Below are 16483 nucleotides of genomic sequence, written 5' to 3'. Positions count from 1 at the left end.
ATAAATAAATGGATTATTTCCTTTTTAAGTGTAGAAAAAAGATTTAGCTTTAATAAAGGAGCGCAACCAGCTATTTATTTTCTTGATGTAACTTGGATTGGAATGCTCCTATTAGGGTTTATCTCCAAGTTCCTCAAAAAAGTTTAAACATGTTTTTTTGAAAAATAACAAGTTTTTAGGAGTTAATATCGATTTTTTTTACTATTTTTACAGCCTAAGTCATAAAAGCTATTGCCATGCTGTATGATAATGATTTTCTTTTACTTCCGTATAAAAATATCATAGAGGATCGGTATCGTTTGTATCGCGAAAAGGCGCAGTTGTTGCAGGGTGCAGCGGCACGCCTCTCGGAGAATTGTAATTCTCACCTGTATTATGGATTACATTTTACAGGTGAGCGGTGGGTTCTTAGGGAGTGGGCGCCGAATGCCTCGGCTATCTATTTGCTCTTTGAGGGGAACAGCTGGCAGAAGCATCCGCGTTATGCTTTCCAAAGGGTCGGTGGGGAGAATTGGGAATTGTCCTTGCCAGCGGAGGAACTTTCGCATGGCATGCTATACAAGCTCTTGGTGGAGTGGCCAGGGGGTAGCGGGGAGCGCTTGCCTTCGCATACAACTCGCGCGGTACAGGATCCCTATACGAAGACCTTCACAGCGCAGGTATGGCAGACAGAGCCCTATCAGTGGCAGTACTCTCGCCCTAAAGCAGGGGAGGCACCCCTGATCTACGAGGCACATATAGGGATGGCAACTGAACAGCAGAAGGTGAGTACCTTTGTGGAGTTTCGCCTTTTTGTACTACCACGTATTGCCCAACTGGGCTACAACGTCTTACAGCTGATGGCCATACAGGAGCACCCTTATTATGGTTCGTTCGGCTATCAGGTGGCTAATTTCTTTGCGGTAAGCTCCCGCTTTGGTACTCCGGAGGAGCTCAAGGAGCTGATAGATGCCGCCCATGGACTGGGCATACGGGTGATTTTAGATATTGTTCATTCGCATTCGGTAAGCAATGAGGCAGAGGGCTTGAGCCTTTTTGATGGTACAGATTCCCTTTATTTTCACCATGGCGCCAGGGGGCAACATCCGGCTTGGAACTCCCGCTGTTTTGACTATGGTAAGGGGCAGGTGCTGAACTTCCTGCTCTCCAATTGTAAATATTGGTTAGAGGAGTACCAGTTCGATGGCTTCCGCTTCGATGGGGTGACCAGTATGATTTATTACGATCATGGATTGGGAAAGGCCTTTACCGAATATCGTTTTTATTATGATGGCAACGAGGATACCGATGCGCTCACCTACTTGGCCTTGGCCAATCAGGTAGTACATGAGGTATATGCTGAGGCGCTCACTATAGCCGAGGAGATGAGCGGCCTGCCAGGCTTGGCCTCTCCTATAAGGGAAGGAGGCTTAGGCTTTGATTATAAAATGAGTATGGGTATCCCTGACTACTGGATCAAGCTCTTGGAAGATGTACCCGATGAGCAATGGCATGTAGGGGATCTTTATTATGAGCTGACCAACAAGCGCGCAGAGGAGCGTACCATCAGTTATGCGGAAAGCCACGATCAGGCCTTGGTGGGGGATAAGACCATTTTCTTTCGCCTTACGGACAAGGAAATCTATACCGGAATGAGTGTCTTTGACCATAACCTTGTGATAGACCGCGCGATGGCATTGCACAAGATGATACGCCTTTTGACGATTACCACTGCTGGTGGGGGCTACCTGAACTTTATGGGTAACGAATGGGGGCACCCCGAATGGATTGATTTTCCTCGTGAAGGCAATGGCGGAAGCTATGCCCATGCCCGCCGTATGTGGAGTCTTTTGGATGATAGTTCCTTGAAATTCAAGTATCTCAATGCCTTTGATCGTGCGATGATTCATTTTGTCAAAGGGGTGAATCTTTTATCTTACGAGCCCCATGTCTTGGTCAGAGATATAGAACGACAGCTTTTGGCCTTTGAGCGCGGCGGCTATCTGTTCGTCTTTAGCTTTAACCCTGATAAGGCCTTTGTGGATTATCAGTTTGAGGTAGCCGCTGGCAAATATACCTATGTGCTCTGCACCGATAGTGATTGCTATGGTGGACAAGGGCTTATTAATGAGCAAACGGAACACTTTACGCAATATACAGGAGGGAAAAATTTGATTTCTCTGTATATTCCACCTCGTATAGGAATCGTATTGAGAAGTGAATAGTGAAAAGTGAACAATGAAACCTCCTATTTTTATCCTTTTAGTGTGTTTGGTGGCTTGTAAGAATAGCTCTTTCAAGCAAGGGGTTATGGATACCTTCGCGCTGGATACTTTAAAGGATTTGCGCTATGATAGTATTGTCTCTTTTGATGATCATATGCCTCAGGGTATTAAAGAAGCAGAAAAGAGCCATTTGCATAAGGATAGCCTCAAAGGCGAATTATTTGATGTTCTTACTAACGATAAGCAAAGAAAGCGGCTGAAAGAGAATCAAATAGAGCTACTTACCAAGAAAAGTGCCCCTTATGAGCAATCTTCGGGGGATTACAAGGAGTGTAAGGGCTGGTCTATCCCTGAAAAGACAATAAAGTATGTAATGAAGCATTCTCGATCGATGGATTTTCGCGAGTTACATGATATGTTTGATGTATTTCCTTGTGTGATTGAAGGGGTACTTATCTATAAGGATGAACCTTATGTCTATAGTATGAATGCAGGTGGCTGGTGGGAGCTTACCCAAGGGGAGAAATACCTGATGATGGGCTATTACGGAGATGATGCCATAAAGCGAGGCTTTATCAATGGGGTCTATGATTGGGGGAGTGAATAGTGAACAATAGTTAAAATAATATACTTGTATAGTAATTCGTTGATATTCAATATGTTTTTTCACATCCCCCTAGCCCCCCTCAAGGGGGGAATTGTAGAACGCTGAACTATCATGCTGGTATCCAGTATATTCAAGTGTAATTGTTCAACATTCTACTTGATACCACTCTGTAATTCCCCCCTTGAGGAGGGCTAGGGGGATGTAATTAGAAATCTTTGATAATGAGTTACTTACAACTCTTTTCAGACCTCTATATTTCTTGTTCTTTAACTGTTGATTTATATTAACAATTAACCATTAAAAATTAACAATTAATCTAATGTCTCTAAGTTTCAAGCAGCGTGATTTGGTAAATTTAGAATTTGCCTTACAGAGGGAGTTTCTCGGCACCAACCGAGAAGGGGGCTATCTCTCCACTACCCTCAATTTTTGTAATACGAGTCGCTATCACGGACTCCTGATTGTCCCTATTGATAATTTCTTGGGGCGCAACCACTTATTGCTTTCTTCCTTGGATGAGACTATCGTGGTCAATGACAAGGAGTTCAATTTCGGTATACATGAGTACCCAGGCACCTTTTTCCCCAAGGGACACAAATATATCATCGAATCCGAATTGAATAAGTATTACTCCATCACCTATCAGGTGGCAGGGGTAAGCCTTAGGAAGGACATCATGATGCTGCACAAGCAGCCCCAGATGCTGATTCGCTATACGCTGCTTTCGGGGCCGGAGACGGTACGCTTGAGACTGAAACCTTTTTTAGCTTTTAGAGACATTCACCAGTTATGCAAAGAGAATTCGGTAGCCGATACCCACTATAGGCGGGTACCCCAAGGGGTCGCCATGAAGCTCTATGAGGGCTTTCCTACCCTATATATGCAGCTAAGTGAGGAACAAAGCTATAAGCATGATCCGCATTGGTACAAAGACCTTCAATATAGTAAGGATAGGGAGCGAGGAGGCGACTATCAAGAGGACTTGCTCGTACCGGGAGAGTTCGAGCTGAACCTCTCACTGGATAAGCCCTTGGTATTCTCGGCCTCAACCACTGAGGAGAAAGCCTCGGAGCTGGTGGAGGAGTTCCAGCAGGCTGCCCAGCAGCGTGCCCCTCGTGATAACTTTGAGCACTGCTTGCAATATGCAGCCAACCAGTTTGTAATCGAAAAGCTCAACGAGACTCGTATCAAGGCCGGTTATCCTTGGCATCTTTCCTATGGGCGCAATACTTTCCTCTCCTTGCCGGGGATTGCTATCGCTACAGGGAATACCGCCCTCTTCGAACAGGTGATAGATTCGATGATACAATATCAAAAAGGAGGCTTATTCCCACGCCTGATCAGCAGCCATACTGCTCCGGAGTTCAATTCGGATACCTCATTATGGCTTTTCTGGACACTCCAGCAATATGAACGTTGGGCGAAGGTACCCCAAGCCATGCTTTGGAAGAAATATGCCCATACCCTCACCCAGGTTTTGGAAGCCTATCGCGAGGGGCGTACCTTCCCCCAGGTGGCCATGCAGGAGAACAAACTGATCTATAATCAGCGCTATCACCGTCCGCTTACTTGGATGAACGGCACCATAGCGGGCAAGCCAGTTTTGGAACGATCCGGATATGTAGTGGAGGTCAATGCCTTGTGGTACAATGCAATCTGCTATGCATTGGACTTGGCTAAGGCCGCCAAGGATGAGGCCTTTGTAGCCCAATGGGAAGGCTATCCAGAGCAGATTGCCCAGAGCTTCCTCTCTGTCTTTTGGAATGATAAGGTAGGCTACTTGGCTGATAGTGAGGAGGGAGGTCAGCAGGATCTCTCGGTAAGGCCGAACCAGCTTATCACCTGCGCCTTGGACTACAGTCCGCTGAAGGAGTCCCAAAAGAAACAAGTACTTGACCTGATGAAGGAGAAGCTCCTTACCGAGCGAGGCTTGCGCACCCTGGCTCCGGATGACAAGCGCTATCGTGGGCGTTGTGAAGGAAGCATGGCCGAACAGGAAGCGGCCATCTACCAAGGGGGGACACATACATGGCTCTTGGGCTTTTATATAGAAAGCTGCCTAAGGCTCTATGGAGGGGATTTTGTACCCAAAGCAGAGGAGTTGCTCTCCAAGGAAAGTGAGGATATACACCACTATGGGATAGGGCTTATCTCGGAGTTTTACGATGGGAACCCACCTTATTCGGGGCATGGCTGTATCTCCCAAGCGCGCAATGTGGCGGAGATCGTGCGCAGTGTCTATCTGATCAACCATTATAAAGAAGAAAATTCACCCAAAAGATAATACCCTTATGAAAAAAATAAAAGTACTTATGTTCGGGTGGGAGTTTCCCCCCCATATCAGTGGCGGCTTGGGTACCGCTTGCCTTGGGCTTACCAAGGGCTTGGCCAAGAATGAAGTAGAGGTGCTCTTTGTGATGCCTAAGGCATCAGGCGATGAAGACCCTGAGGCTGCCAAGATCATCAATGCCAGCGAAGAGGAGATGCTCCAGAGCTATACCGTTTCGGATAATTACTTAGAACACATCCAATTCATGGAGATAGGCTCCACCCTCCGCCCTTACCTTTCTCCGGAGGTTTTTGCCTCCTACTGGCAAGAAGAGCGTTATAGGCAAGAGCACAGCTTCCATAGTGGTAAGGGGCGCACCTTCAACTTTTCCGGGAAGTACGGAGAGAACCTCATGGAGGAGGTCTATCGCTATGCCTTGGTTGCCGGTACGGTAGCCAGTAAGTATGATTTTGATATCATCCATGCGCATGACTGGCTTACCTATCAGGCAGGGCTTATCGCCAAGCATATCAGTGGCAAGCCCTTGGTGGTGCATGTACATGCCACCGAATATGACCGAGGAGGGGAGTACAACCGCAATACCATTGTCTATGATATAGAAAAGCATGGTATGGAGGGCGCCGATCATGTCATCACAGTCAGTGACTGGACACGCAACATCGTAATAGAGAAGTATGGCATCCCCGCAGAGAAAGTGAGCACCGTACATAACGCCGTGGATTTCTCGGACGAAGACCTCGACCTACCCCCACGTACACTTCATCAAAAAATCGTCACTTTTTTGGGGCGTATCACCCTACAGAAAGGGCCAGAATACTTTATAGAAGCGGCCGCTAAGGTACATAAAAGGTGTCCAGATGTACACTTTGTGATGGCTGGCAATGGGGACAAGCTGACCCCATCGGTAAGGCGCGTGGCACAGCTGAAGCTCGGTGGGCATTTTCACTTCACCGGTTTCTTGCGTGGGGACGATGTACAGCGCATGTTCCGCTATAGCGATGTATATGTGATGCCTTCGGTATCCGAGCCTTTTGGCATCTCCCCCTTGGAGGCGATGCGCTGTGGGGTACCGACGATCATCTCCAAGCAATCGGGGGTATCGGAGGTGCTTGAGCATGCCATCAAGGTCGATTATTGGGATGTCAATGCCTTGGCCGATGCCATCTATGGGCTGATCGCCTATCCAAAGCTCTCCCAAAACCTCAAGCGGGAGGGATTGGCTGAGGTCAATACCCTCAAATGGGAATTTGCCGCCCATAAGCTTAAAAATATTTACCAACAAGTACTCTATTAAGAGGCTCTTTTCTTGGAAAAACGGAGAAAAAAACGTATATTTGTAGGAGCCTTTAAGATAAAAATAAAGACACATGAAAGCAATATGTTTCTATTTTGAAGTTCATCACCCTGAACAGCTTCGTCAGTATCATTTTTTTGATATAGGCAAGCAGCATGATTATTTTGATTACTATCGCAACCGTACAGAGATAGAGCAGCTGGCGCGGGAGTGTTATCTTCCGGCCAATGCGCTCCTTTTGGAGCTTATCGAGCGCTACAGAGGGCGGTTCAAGGTCGCCTTCTCCCTATCAGGCAGTGCGATAGAACTGTTGGAGCTACATGCTCCAGAGGTGATTCACAGCTTTCAGGCCTTGGCACGAACCGGTCAGGTAGAGTTCCTCTGTGAGCCTTATGCCCACTCGCTTTCCTCGCTCTCGGCCGATACCAATGAGTTCGAGCGAGATGTCAAGCGCCATATCCAGCGTATAGAAGCACTTTTCGGGCAGACCCCTGTTACCTTCCGCAATACTTCTCTAATCTATTCCGATAGCATAGGGGAGCGTATCGCTCGCTTGGGTTTCCATACCATTCTGACCGAAGGTGCTAAGCATATTTTGGGCTGGCGCAACCCCAACTTTGTACATCACCATCCCAATGATGAAAAGGTAAAAATCTTGCTCAAGAATGCCAAACTTAGCGATGATATCTCTTTACGCTTTTCCTCAAAGGACTGGAACGAATACCCCCTTACCGCGGAGAAATATGCCCATTGGCTCAAGGATAGCCTCCGCGATAGCGATGTGGTAAATCTCTTTATGCACTATCAGGCATTAGGGAAGTACAACACACCGGATTCGGGTATCTTCGACTTTTTGCGCTATTTGCCTCAATATGTGTTGGATGACCCCCAATATGCTTTCATGACACCTAAGGAGGTGGTGGCTACCTTTGTCCCCAAGGAAGCGATCTATGTTCCCAATCCCATTTCGTGGACAGATGAGGAGCGTGATATAACCTCCTGGCTGGGGAATGAGTTGCAACAGAATGCTTTTGAGGAACTTTTTGCCCTCAGTGGCAAGGTAGAGGCTACAGGAGATGAAGCCATTGAGCGTACCTATAGCCGCTTGCAGTGTAGCAACCACTTTAACTATATGAGTACCAAGTTTATCCCAGTGGAACAGCGCCTGAAGAAGGTATCTCCCTATCCATCGCCTTATGATGCGTATATCAACTATATGAATGTATTGAGCGATTTTACCTTGGAGGTGGATAAGGCGCTCTCTAAGGAAGTGAAGACCACATTGTCATACAAAGAATTTTAAGCAAAAAAATCTATCATGGATGGTATGGGTTCTCATCTTAACGTATCGAATTACTTCGATTACGGGAGAGCCCATTTCCCCCATGTGCTTTCTTTAGTGACTAATGACTAATCACTAAAATTGGAAGTAGATAAAGGCAGGGGCATCGTTAGAGAAAGTCTGATAACAGATTACTGCAACAACGGCCATGATGAGTGCCTTGACCCATATAGGGCTTTGGTAGTAGGCTTCTTCTATCTTGTCCTTGAGGGACTGGGGAAGCCAGTGAACGGTATAGCCCAAGACAATGACGGCAAAGGCATCTCTGAAATACCACAGTACTTGGCCACTGCTGGACAAGTCCATATTATTCCATAACTGATCGTAGAACTGCCCGATGCGCTCCATATCCTCTCCACGGAAATAAAGCCGCACAAAGACAATAAAAATAAAAGTAGAAAAAACCTTCCAAAAATGGGCCAGCCAATGGGTGGAATGCTCATAGGGGCTTACCTTGCGCCAGAGTTTGTAAAAAACAATTCCCAAGCCATTGATACCCCCCCATAGGATATATTTCCAAGAAGCGCCGTGCCATAGACCACCGAGCACCATGGTGAGCATCAGGTTGATATTGGTGGTGATATAGTGCTGGAATCGTTCGCTCTTCATAGCCAAGAGGGTACCCCCTAAGAGCAAAAGCCCTATGATAAGCGAAAAATAAGGATTGCCCACTCCGATCAGTGCCACTGAAACTAAGACAAGGGCGATGGTCACCGAAGCCCAAGAGCCGGTGCGATTCCCCCCTAAGGGGATATACAGATAGTCTTTGAGCCAAGTGGAAAGTGAGATGTGCCAACGCTTCCAAAAATCACCAGTATTGATGGCCTTGTAAGGAGAATTGAAGTTGCGAGGTAGCTCAAAGCCCATTAGCAGTGCCAGCCCTATGGCAATATCGGTATAGCCGGCAAAGTCCCCATATACCTGTAGAGAATAGCCCACCAGCGCCATTAGGTTGGTAAAGCCAGAATACATGGTTGGCATCTCAAAAACCCTATCGAGGAACTCCACCGCGATGAAGTTGGCAAAGAGCATTTTCTTGATCAATCCCTTGAAAATAAAGTAAGTAGCCCTGTTGAAGTCCTCCTTAGTAATTTGGGTAGGGCGCAATAGCTGAGGGACAAACTCCTCGGCACGGACAATAGGCCCGGCCACCAATTGGGGGAAAAAGGTAACATAAAGCCCAAAATCCAAGATAGAATCCAAGGACTTGAGCTTGCGCCTATAGATGTCCACCGTATAGCTAATGGTCTGGAACGTATAGAAAGAGATCCCCACTGGAAGGACAATCTCATCCACAGAGAAGTATCCCTTGCTATGGAAGCCATTGCCCCAATAGGCTAAGTAGTTGAATACCTTATGGTCGGTATGGAAGATGGTATTGTACGCATCGGTGAAGAAGTAAGCATACTTGAAGTAGCTAAGTACGAAAAGATTCAGGCAGACACTCAGGGTCACAAAGAGTTTGCGGCGCCCTTCGTCCTGACTTTTATCAATCTGGCGGCCAAAGTAGAAGTCGGTTACGGTGCTGAATAGCAGTAACATCACAAAAAGGCCACTGGTCTTATAATAGAAAAAACAGCTGACTAAGAAAAGAAAGAGGTTGCGAATGAAAAGGCGCTTATAGGTTAGTGCAAAGCCTGCATATACGATAACAAAAAAGATCCAAAAACTCATCTGGGTAAAATCCAGCGGGTACTTTTTGGAAAATTCAAAAATATCATATATCCAATCCATTCTTTATCAGGTAAATAAGTGTTATAGTCCTATGACAAAGCCTATTTCGGGGACAAGGCCAGAGGAGAATATACTTTTGTCTTTGTCATATAACACATTGTAGGAGAAGCCTATCCGCAGATAGGAGTTGCTCCCTAAGGCCTGCATATAACCTCCACCGAGTAGCAGGGCATCTTCTTCGGTGCGATAGCTCAGCTCACTTCGTCTTATTTTTTGAGTAATAAAATAGTGTTGGTAGGAGGCCTTCGCATAGAAGTTGCGTGCGATATAGTAATTCAAGGAAGGGCCTAGGCTCACTGAGTGGTAGCGGCTTTGCTGGTTCTGTTGGAAATAATAATTGACCGAGAAGGCAAGCTCAAGCTCTTCGCTGAGCTTGTAGCCCAAGCGAGGGGAGAGGGAGATTCCCCATTGGTTAGTTCCTATGGAGCCGCCAATGCCTCCCCCATAGGTAAAGCCATCCCAGGGGTTGCGCTGTTTTTGGTTTTTAGGCAGCAATATATTTCTCTCCTCGGGCTGCTGCTGGCCGTAGCAGGCCAAGGAGAGTGTCATAGCAGAGATGAATATCAGGAGCTTTCTCATGATTATATATCCAAGGGGATAAGTGAGTTTCCTTTTACTTCGAAGAGCTTATCGGAGATAGGGATATTACTTTCAACATAGGCCTGGGCTACGCGGTGGCGTATCCAGTTCATATCGGCAGGGTGCGCACTACCGGTAATGAGCAGTACGTTGTTGGCCGGTACGCCCACGGTGATGGTACCCTCTACAGGGATGTTGTCCTTAGACCAGAGTTCGGAAACCACCAAGAAGCTGGCTTCGAATTTGCCATCGGCAACGATGGTATAGCGGTTTCCTTCTTCCTCGACCCCTACCTCTATTTGGTTGATGAGGTTGCTCACTGCTAAGGACTTGAGCGCGAGCATATCCAAGCGTAGGCTTTTGAGGTCGCCCTGGGTGAGGCTCACCTTCTCGTTGCGAACCAGGTAGATAACTCCCAATTCGCTATTGATATTCTCGTAGATAAGATCGGGTATATCCTTTTTGAGGTCTTCTATGAAGGCAGTGGTTCTCACCAGTGGGAAGATTTCTTCTTTCTTCACAACAAGAGCCCCCTCTATCACGGCTTCGTCCTCATCCCATGCCTCAGCAGCAGGCTGCTCGACAACTGGAGCAGGCTCTGGTTCAGGGATTGGTTGTGGCGCCTTGATGACTTCGAGTTCTTTTTCTTGAGGCTTAGCGGCTGGTGTTTCCACCTTAGCGGCCGGTTCTTGTACTGGTTTTTCTTCCTTCTTAACCTCCTCTTTAGCAGGTGCAGGAGGGATTATAGGTTCTTGCTTAGCAGCCGGTTTTTCCTCTGTCTTAGGCGGCGCAGCAGGTGGAGGAGTGGTGATGATCACCGGTTCCTCTTTCTTGGGTTCTTCCTTTTTGGGCGCCTCCTTGGGTTTTTCGGGTTGTGGTTTTGGCTTTTCAGGCTGTGGCTTAGGCTTCTTAGGAATAGTTTCCAGAATGGAGCTGGCGTATTTCTCAATGATTTCACTCAAGTAGAAGTCGCTACGGTGCATATATTCGGCATAAGCGTTGTCCAAGAAGCTGGTAATGAGCTGTCCTGGTTCGCTTTTGAGCATCCATTCTATTTCCAAACCTTTGGTATTTCTTACTTGTATATTAGGGTTTTTGGTCACCAAACGTTGTGCGAATTGTCGGGTAAAGTCGGCCACATACTGTATGCTCATCCCTATTTTGTCCACTAGCTCTCGTATTTCGATGCTATATGGATCCTTATGGCGGAGGATGATTTCGGTGATAAGGGCACGATCATCCATCTTCCTGGCACAAGTGAAGTGGTATTCTACCTCATCATAGGCACGGAAGGTCTTACTGATGTAGCGTTCATTGGCTACGGTTTCGTCCAATGCGGTAAAGCCATCTTTCTCGTACTCTTTGAAAAACTCTCCTTTGAGTCGTTCGAAGAACTCCTTGGTAATAGCTCCTTTGAGAGGTTCTTCAGAACTCATCACCGTTAGGTTAGCCCTATCGTCGGGAGATTTGGCTAAAAAACGGTCCGTGTTGGTTACTTCCCAATCGGTAGGAATGAGAATAGTAGACATCGTATCTAACCAATACCTTTTGTAAGTTATTGATTTTAAATCTGTTTCACTGGCTGTTTTCTTTTTGAATAAATCTAATAATCCCATCTGTTTTTCGATTTTTTCCAAAGGCAAATATATAAACTTCTTTTGTAATGATAAAATATTTCCAAAGAAAAATTCAACTTTATTTTTTTTAGTTTTTCATTAACAAACAAAAGTCGTTCTCTTTAATAGCTATGTTCTTTTATTTTCCTTCTTTCCTCTCACTTCTGTTTGAAGCGAGCGGTGTAGTCCCACGCGGCATTATTCATTAACCATTGTCTTTTAATCATTAACAGATCTCCATTAACAATTAACAATTATATTTTGTATCTTTGCCCTTTAATCTTTATAATACTTACCGAATGAAAAAACTGATTTTTTCTCTTTTCTCACTCTGTCTTTTGGCGCCATCTTGGGTAAGGGCAGATGAGGGGATGTGGTTTCTGATGTTCCTCAAGCGCCTGAATGAGCGTGATATGCAGCAAAAGGGCTTGAAGCTCTCGGCTGAGGATATCTATAGCATCAACCACAACAGTCTTAAGAATGCTATCGTTCAGTTCAATGGGGGCTGTACGGCCAGTATCATCTCCCCTGATGGCTTGGTAATAACCAACCACCACTGTGGTTATGGTGCTATAGCAGGGCTTTCCACTCCGGAGCACAACTACTTGCGCGATGGCTATTGGGCAAAGACCAAAGCAGAGGAGCTATCTCCTAAGCGCCTTTTTGTGCGCTTTTTCGTACGTATGGACAATGTTACCGATCGCATGCTCTCAGTGCTAAACCCCTCCATGACCGAAGAGGAACGTGAAGCGGCTATCCAAACCGAGATCCATAAAATCCAACAAGAAAACAGCGAGGGAGGCAAGTATGTGGTCTCCGTGCGTTCTTTCTTCCAAGGGAATGAGTTCTATTACTTTGTGTATCAAGATTTCAAAGATGTACGCTTGGTAGGTACTCCACCGGAGAGTGTAGGTAAGTTCGGAGGAGATACCGACAACTGGGAATGGCCTCGCCATACGGGCGACTTCTCCGTATTCCGCGTTTATACTGATAAAAATGGCAATCCGGCTGAGTATTCGCCTGATAATATCCCTATGAAGGCACAAAAATACCTTGATGTGAGCCTCAAAGGGGTGCAAGAGAAAGATTTTGCGATGATTTTGGGTTATCCAGGTCGTACCAACCGCTGGGTATCTTCTTATTGGGTGGATCAGCAGGTCAAATATGGTTATCCTGCCTGGGTAGAAGCCTCCAAAACGGCTATGGATGCCATGAAAAAGCATATGGATGCCTCCAATGCTGTACGCCTTAAGTATGCATCTACCTATGCTGGCTTGGCCAACTATTGGAAAAACAGACAGGGGATGATCGATGCCCTTACTGCTCACCAAACAGCCGACCTCAAACGAAAGGCAGAGAAAAAGTTTGCCGCCTGGGCTGCTAAAGCGGAAAACCAAGCTGAATACGGCTCCGTATTGGCTGACTTGGCTTCTTATTTTTCCCAAACCAACCAGCAGGCAGCCAATCAAAATTACTTGGCGATTTTCTTCCGAGCCAACCCAATTGCCTCTCAGGTGATTCCTTATGCTCGTCAGTTAGAAGCCTACTTTTCTTCCTCTGATGACCAAAAACAGCAGCTTCGCGAGCGCCTTACCCGAGGGCTTCAGGCCTATTATGAGCGTACTTACCTTCCGGCTGAGATAGACCTCTTTGCGGACAACCTTAAGCTCTATGCTGAAAAATCTACCGATATTCCTCAGCAGCTAAAGCAGATCAAGGAACAGTATCAGGGAGACTTCAAGCGCTATGCGGCCGAGGTCTTCGCTCGTAGTATCTTCACCAAGGCTGAAAACTTGGAGAATTTCTTCCAAAACCCCAGCGAAGAAGCCCTCAGAAATGATCCTTTGGCAACGATGGCCAAGGTATTGTCCGACAAGTACAACCATACCGAGGACGAAGCCCTTCGCGATAGTTACGACAAGGCTTTCCGCAAGTATGTAAAGGGTATGCGCGATTCGAAAATCTCTCGGATACAGTATCCTGATGCCAACTCCACCCTGCGCCTGACTTATGGCTCGGTGAAGGCATTGCCTAAGGACAAGCGTAACTATGATGTGAAGTCCAACTACTATACGACTTTCGAAACCATGTTAGGCAAATACAAACCAGGGGATCCGGAATTTGACATGCCGGTTAAGTTCCTCCAGATGTACAACGATAAGCAGTTCGGCCGCTATGCAGATAAGGATGGTACCCTACATATCAACTTCTTGACCGATAATGACATCACAGGAGGGAACTCCGGTTCGCCGGTGCTCAACGGCAAGGGAGAACTCATCGGCTTGGCATTCGATGGTAATATAGAGGCCATGGCCGGAGATGTGATCTTCGATGAAAAGCTACAGCGTACTATAGTGGTGGATATTCGCTATGTTCTTTGGTGTATAGACACTTACGCAGGCGCCAAGCATGTAGTAGATGAAATGAACCTAATCCCATAGCCTATGCACTTTCTATCGGCAGACTTGCAACACTATGCCGAGGCGCATAGTCAGGCGGAGCCGCCACTGCTGGCCGCTCTTAGTAGGGAGACCCACCTGAGAGTCCTGCAACCCCGTATGCTTAGTGGCCTCCTACAGGGGCGACTGCTAAGCCTGCTCTCCAAGCTCCTTTCGCCCAGCTATATCGTGGAAATAGGTACCTTTACAGGTTATGCAACCCTCTGCCTAGCAGAGGGTTTGCCTCCTGAAGGGGTATTGCATACGATAGAGGCGAATGAGGAATACCAGCCTATACAGGACAAATATTTTCAGCAGAGTCCTTATCACTCCCAGATTGTACAGCACTTCGCACCTGCCTTGGAGGTCTTGCCCAGCCTTCCTGATGGGATTGAGCTGGTCTTTATCGATGCGGATAAGAAGAATTATCTGAACTACTTGGAAGCTATCTTGCCTAAGATGCGCCCTGGGGGTGTCATCCTCTCGGACAATGTTCTTTGGAGTGGCAAGGTCGTGGAAGCCGTTAAGGACAACGACAAGCACACCCAAATCCTGATGGAATACAACCAGCGCTTAGCCACCGATCCGCGTTTGGAGACCGTACTGCTACCCATACGCGATGGGATCTCTTTGGCGAGAGTGAAAGGATAAATCATTTATCACTTGTCACTATGATTTGGTTTTCATCCTTAAGATAGGTAAGAAGCCATTTGCCTTGTTCTACGCAGACATCCGCTTGGGAGAGGGCGTAGATAGGGAAGCCTGGGAGGGTTTCTCCCTCTCGGGAAAAGAGGTAGAGCTGGTGGTTTTGCTCATCAAGGACAGCAATCAGTAGTCCCTTTTGCGTGGAGATCAGTCGTGGACGGGCATAGTCCGCATAGGGGAGAGAGATCTTCTTTTGGTTGATATACAAGCTATTGCCATCCAGTATCACACGTGTGTCGCCCTGTACGGCGAAGTAATGAGCAGCCCCTACGGCCAAGTTCTCTTGGCGCATTCCCCCTTGGCTATCGATATAGTGGAGCTTGCCATCACGGGTAGTGAAGGCGATGCAGTCCTTATAGGCTACAATAGGATTGTCGGAGAAGTCGAAAGTCTGCTTCAGTGGGATGCGCACCGAGCCATTGCGGTGGAGGATACTCAGCTGCCCGTTGGCTTTGGCAAAGACGATAAAGTCCTTCCCCCCTAAGCGCATATGCTGCGGTGGGCTCTTGAGGCCTTCGGGGACACGACTTCCCTCAAAGCCCTTGACCTCCTCCCCACGTCGGTCTTTCAGATAAATGTGCTTATCTTCACAGATGACAAAGCGATAGTCTTTATTGTGATCATAATCAAATATTTGCAAGGGCAGTAGCGAATTTTTGCGTGTAAGGCAGAAGGGCGCCACCTCCTTGCCATTGCGGTCGATTACATAGGAGGCGTATAGGGTATTGAAAGCCAGTTGTAGGAAGCCATTGCGAAAGAGATCCACCTGATGGATCTCGCCCTGAATGGGGCTGTCGAGGCGTTTTTTCCAAAGGATTTTTCCATCATGTCCTATCAGATAGAGCTGGTTGTCCCTATCCTGCACCACTACTTCTTTTTCTCCGGTACGATGGTTGGTAACGAAGTGGGGGAGGGTCTGTGCCGGCTTATCCAAAGTCAGTACGAAGCGCTCTTGCATTCCTTTGTCAGAGGATTGGGGAGCTTCTCCATTCTGCGGGCGGGTGGCCGTTTCCGCATTTGGCTTTTCAGCAGTAGCGGTCAGGGTGAGTTGGTAGAAATCCTCTTGGGGGCTTAGCTGCAGGGCTGCATAGCCATAACGAGCCGCCAAGGTAGGGTACTTCTTGGCAAAAGCCGATAACTGAGGGAGGTTGGCCAAGGCCACAAAGGCGGTTTGGCTGCTACACTGCTCCTGTAGGGCAGCAAAGCGCGCCTCTTGGGTGAGGGACTGCTTGAGTTGCAGCCGCTGGATCAGCCCCTGTAAGGCTTCTCGCTTTTGGGCAAAGACTAAGTCGTCCTCATTCCGATATATATAGGTTGGGGCTAGCTCCCTTCCGAAAAGGGCGAAGAAGGATTGCACATCCGAGAGGGCTTCTATCTGGTGATAAGTAGCCCCTTGGAAATTCTCCGTCTTGAGAATGGTAAAGTAGCGCAGTGTCTCGGTAGGGTTCTGGCTGTGGAGGATAGCTAGCGCATCCCCTAAGAAGGAGAAGAAGGTCACCGAGCTGATATCTCCTTGGAAGTCAAAATACATCTGCTCAGGGATGAGGTGCTCCTCGAAAGCAAAGGCCTCCAGCTGTGTCGCCCCTTGTGGGATAGTTGGGCTACTCTCCAAGGTATAGTCCTTAGCGGCGGAGAGAGGTAGCTGCGATAGGCTATCGGCAGGCCTTAGCGACG

At 47.3% G+C, this 16483-nt stretch carries 11 protein-coding genes; 7 read left to right on the top strand and 4 right to left on the bottom strand.

The features are described 5' to 3' along the window. Nucleotides 1-236 precede the first annotated feature (236 nt). The 5 genes from HMPREF1551_RS05575 (at nucleotide 237) to HMPREF1551_RS05555 (ending at nucleotide 7698) form a co-directional block, all read left to right on the top strand. Nucleotides 237-2204, top strand: a complete 1968-nt coding sequence (locus HMPREF1551_RS05575) for an alpha-amylase family glycosyl hydrolase (RefSeq protein WP_021628085.1) — start codon at nucleotides 237-239, stop codon at nucleotides 2202-2204. A gap of 13 nt (nucleotides 2205-2217) precedes the next feature. Then, nucleotides 2218-2811 carry a hypothetical protein gene (locus HMPREF1551_RS05570; protein WP_021628084.1) on the top strand — a complete coding sequence of 198 codons (594 nt, stop codon included), beginning with the start codon at nucleotides 2218-2220 and terminating at the stop codon, nucleotides 2809-2811. A gap of 319 nt (nucleotides 2812-3130) precedes the next feature. After that, nucleotides 3131-5095, top strand: coding sequence for an amylo-alpha-1,6-glucosidase (locus HMPREF1551_RS05565; RefSeq protein WP_021628083.1), 1965 nt, complete (start codon nucleotides 3131-3133; stop codon nucleotides 5093-5095). 7 nt (nucleotides 5096-5102) lie between these two features. Beyond that, nucleotides 5103-6395 (top strand): glycosyltransferase family 4 protein, encoded by a 1293-nt coding sequence (locus HMPREF1551_RS05560; protein ID WP_021628082.1) that lies wholly within the window; start codon nucleotides 5103-5105, stop codon nucleotides 6393-6395. 73 nt (nucleotides 6396-6468) lie between these two features. Further along, the gene (locus HMPREF1551_RS05555; protein ID WP_021628081.1) at nucleotides 6469-7698 is read left to right on the top strand and encodes a glycoside hydrolase family 57 protein; all 1230 of its coding nucleotides are present in this window, start codon (nucleotides 6469-6471) and stop codon (nucleotides 7696-7698) included. Between the two features lie 114 nt (nucleotides 7699-7812). On the opposite strand, the gene HMPREF1551_RS05550 is transcribed toward HMPREF1551_RS05555, so the two are convergent. The 3 genes from HMPREF1551_RS05550 to HMPREF1551_RS05540 are packed head-to-tail and all read right to left on the bottom strand — an operon-like array spanning nucleotide 7813 to nucleotide 11666. Further along, nucleotides 7813-9471 (bottom strand): MBOAT family O-acyltransferase, encoded by a 1659-nt coding sequence (locus HMPREF1551_RS05550; protein WP_021628080.1) that lies wholly within the window; start codon nucleotides 9469-9471, stop codon nucleotides 7813-7815. A gap of 21 nt (nucleotides 9472-9492) precedes the next feature. After that, on the bottom strand, nucleotides 9493-10050 hold the full coding sequence (locus HMPREF1551_RS05545) for a hypothetical protein (protein ID WP_021628079.1): 558 nt from the start codon (nucleotides 10048-10050) through the stop codon (nucleotides 9493-9495). Nucleotides 10051-10052: 2 nt separating this feature from the next. Then, nucleotides 10053-11666, bottom strand: a complete 1614-nt coding sequence (locus HMPREF1551_RS05540; protein WP_034544361.1) for a DUF1444 family protein — start codon at nucleotides 11664-11666, stop codon at nucleotides 10053-10055. Nucleotides 11667-11965: 299 nt separating this feature from the next. Here HMPREF1551_RS05540 and HMPREF1551_RS05535 point away from each other — a divergent pair, with 299 nt between their 5' ends. Both HMPREF1551_RS05535 and HMPREF1551_RS05530 read left to right on the top strand, forming a co-directional pair. Further along, nucleotides 11966-14107: a S46 family peptidase gene (locus tag HMPREF1551_RS05535; RefSeq protein WP_021628077.1), complete on the top strand. Its 2142-nt coding sequence runs from the start codon at nucleotides 11966-11968 to the stop codon at nucleotides 14105-14107. 3 nt (nucleotides 14108-14110) lie between these two features. After that, entirely contained in the window at nucleotides 14111-14755 is a 645-nt protein-coding gene (locus HMPREF1551_RS05530) for an O-methyltransferase (RefSeq protein ID WP_021628076.1), read from the top strand. 1 nt (nucleotide 14756) lies between these two features. On the opposite strand, the gene HMPREF1551_RS05525 is transcribed toward HMPREF1551_RS05530, so the two are convergent. After that, the coding region (locus HMPREF1551_RS05525) for a hypothetical protein (protein ID WP_021628075.1) at nucleotides 14757-16483 on the bottom strand (1727 nt) is incomplete at its 5' end.

Source organism: Capnocytophaga sp. oral taxon 863 str. F0517, assembly GCF_000466425.1.
Classification (GTDB): Bacteria; Bacteroidota; Bacteroidia; order Flavobacteriales; family Flavobacteriaceae; genus Capnocytophaga.
The sequence above is the reverse complement of the archived record's forward strand: the minus strand, read 5'-3'. Positions and strand labels throughout refer to the sequence as shown.

Bases quoted from the DNA above. Each gene is read 5' to 3' on its own strand.
- HMPREF1551_RS05575 (WP_021628085.1), top strand. From the start codon at position 237: ATGCTGTATGATAATGATTTTCTTTTACTTCCGTATAAAAATATCATA.
- HMPREF1551_RS05570 (WP_021628084.1), top strand. From the start codon at position 2,218: ATGAAACCTCCTATTTTTATCCTTTTAGTGTGTTTGGTGGCTTGTAAG.
- HMPREF1551_RS05565 (WP_021628083.1), top strand. From the start codon at position 3,131: ATGTCTCTAAGTTTCAAGCAGCGTGATTTGGTAAATTTAGAATTTGCC.
- HMPREF1551_RS05560 (WP_021628082.1), top strand. From the start codon at position 5,103: ATGAAAAAAATAAAAGTACTTATGTTCGGGTGGGAGTTTCCCCCCCAT.
- HMPREF1551_RS05555 (WP_021628081.1), top strand. From the start codon at position 6,469: ATGAAAGCAATATGTTTCTATTTTGAAGTTCATCACCCTGAACAGCTT.
- HMPREF1551_RS05550 (WP_021628080.1), bottom strand. From the start codon at position 9,471: ATGGATTGGATATATGATATTTTTGAATTTTCCAAAAAGTACCCGCTG.
- HMPREF1551_RS05545 (WP_021628079.1), bottom strand. From the start codon at position 10,050: ATGAGAAAGCTCCTGATATTCATCTCTGCTATGACACTCTCCTTGGCC.
- HMPREF1551_RS05540 (WP_034544361.1), bottom strand. From the start codon at position 11,666: ATGGGATTATTAGATTTATTCAAAAAGAAAACAGCCAGTGAAACAGAT.
- HMPREF1551_RS05535 (WP_021628077.1), top strand. From the start codon at position 11,966: ATGAAAAAACTGATTTTTTCTCTTTTCTCACTCTGTCTTTTGGCGCCA.
- HMPREF1551_RS05530 (WP_021628076.1), top strand. From the start codon at position 14,111: ATGCACTTTCTATCGGCAGACTTGCAACACTATGCCGAGGCGCATAGT.